At 67.4% G+C, this 2203-nt stretch carries 1 protein-coding gene; it reads right to left on the bottom strand.

All coding sequences use genetic code 11. From position 1 onward, the window contains the following. Positions 1-248 precede the first annotated feature (248 nt). Positions 249-1574, bottom strand: coding sequence for an ABC transporter substrate-binding protein (locus tag BIV28_RS19400; RefSeq protein WP_076264177.1), 1326 nt, complete (start codon positions 1572-1574; stop codon positions 249-251). Positions 1575-2203: the final 629 nt, after the last annotated feature.

The raw sequence follows: 2203 nt of genomic DNA, 5'->3' as shown, positions 1-2203 counted from the left end.
CACCGCGATCGCGAGGATCGCCGGACCGGCGAACATCCACGGCTTGACCCGGTCCTCCCAACGGCCCTTCAGCGACTCCGCGAGCTTGTTGAGGATCCAGAAGATGATGATGGCGCCGCCGATGCCCCCCAGGATCGCGATCACCGCGTTGATGATCTTGATGGCCATGGCACTTCCTCTCTCGAGTGGGAGAACGCGCTGTCGACCGCGGGGGCGACCGGTGTGGTCACCCCCGCGGCCAGGCGGCGTCAGCTACCGGTCTTCGGGAAGCTGTCGTCGATGTTGTTGAGAGTCGTCTCGAGGTCCTGCTGACCCGAGAGCCACTTGACCGGCTCGGTCCAGAAGGTGCCCGCACCGACCTTGGCCGGCATGGCGTCCGAGCCGTCGAAGCGCGCGGCCGTCGCCTTGTAGAGCACGTCGGACGCGATCGTCTGGAGGGTCTTGTTCGGCAGGAGCGAGACGTCGGCCGTCTTGTGCGGCGAGAACGCGCCGTTCTTGGCCTGCTGCGTGCCGTTCTCCTTGCTGGCGATGAAGTTGCGCAGCTTGAGGGTGTTGGGGTCGTTGTTGAAGGCCGCCGCGAGGTCGCCACCGACGAGGACCGGGTTGTCACCCTCGGTCTTGGCCGGGAACGGCAACGGCATGGTCTCGGTGTCGAGGTTGGCGATGACGGAGTCGGGGAAACCGCCCTTGTTCGCGACGAACGTGGCCTGCTTGAACAGGTAGCAGCCCGGGGGCTTGGTGAACAGCGCGTTGCCGCCGGTCTGGAAGTTCGTCGCGACGATGGACTTGGTGCCGCCGCGCACGTAGCCGTCACCGAAGGCGATCTTCTGGAAGTAGTCCCAGGCCGGCTTGATCTCCGGGCTGTTGAACTTCAGCTCGCCCTTGACCCACTTGTCGTAGTTGTCGGGGCCGGCGAAGCGCAGGACGAGGTCCTCGATCCAGTCGGTGATGGGCCAGCCGGTGGCTGCGCCGGACTCCGCGGCGATGCACCACGGGACCTTGCCCTGCGACTTGATGTTCTGCGTCAGGGTGAGCAGCTCGTCGAGCGTCTTCGGGGCGGTGTACCCACCCGCCTTGAACGACGGGGCGTCGGTCCACAGGATGCTCTTGACGCTCACCTCGTTCGGCAGGCCGTAGACCTTGCTGTCGGCACACGTGCCGGCCTCGACGAACCCGGGGACGAGCGTCTCCTTGTCCGTGGCCACGGTGGCGTCGTCGAAGGGGACGAGCTTCTTCTGCTTGGCGAGGTCGCACATGAGCCCGGGCTGCGGGAACAGGCCGACGTCGGGCGGGTTGCCACCCTGGACGCGCGTGCGGATCTCGGTGTCCCACGACGCGGCTTTGGTGAACTTCACCGTGATGCCGTTCTGCTTGGCCCAGTTCTGCACGTCGACCTTGAAGCCGGGCTCGGTGTCGGGGCCGAGGCCGTACATGACCTCGATGGTGCTCTTGCCGGGGCCGCTCGCCGTGCCGGCGCTGGTGGAGCCCCCGGAGTTCGACGACAGGCAGCCGGCCGCCAGACCCGCGACGGAGATGCCGATCAGGGCCGTGAGCCCTGCTCTTCGGTTCAACATTCCTGCTCCTCCTTGGAAGGATTGAGGGCGTCATCGGCCCCAAGCTGACCGGCGAAGCGAGGCCGGTGTTCCACAGGATTCCGGCGTCACCACCGGCTGTCGGCTTGACGGAGCATGAGCACCCGTCGACCCGTCACTCTCACCCAACACCACAAGCGTGACGTGCGCCACAACTGTGGCCACTTTTGCAGAAGTGTTACGTGGGCTATACGAGCGAGCCGTGACGCGTGGATCCCGTGGAACCGACGCGCTCGTACCCGTTCGTGGCGACTCACGGGCATTCGTCCGCGTTCGAGCCCATTCGTGGCCCTTCGCGCGCTTCGCACCATCGGCGGACGCGCGTGGCGCCGGTGACGTGGCGCCGGTGACACCGCCCGCTGCCCGCCGTCTCGTGCGCGCTACCGTGGGTGCCGCCGGGGTCCGCCTGCACCAGGCCGGTGGCTGCCCGTGCGCGACCGGGTGCGACCAGGAGAACGAGTGAGCGACTTCCAGTACGAGGACCTGCTGCCCATCGGCGCCGACGAGACGCCGTACCGGCTCCTCACCACCGAGGGGGTGCGAACCGTCGAGGGTCCGGGAGGCCGCACCTTCCTCGAGGTCGACCCCGAGGCCCTGCGCCTGCTCACCGA

The sequence above is a fragment of the Intrasporangium flavum genome (assembly GCF_001956915.1).
GTDB lineage: Bacteria > Actinomycetota > Actinomycetes > Actinomycetales > Dermatophilaceae > Monashia > Monashia flava.
Note: the sequence above shows the minus strand (reverse complement) of the source record. Positions and strands in the feature narration are given on the sequence as shown.

Bases quoted from the DNA above. Each gene is read 5' to 3' on its own strand.
- BIV28_RS19400 (WP_076264177.1), bottom strand. From the start codon at position 1,574: ATGTTGAACCGAAGAGCAGGGCTCACGGCCCTGATCGGCATCTCCGTC.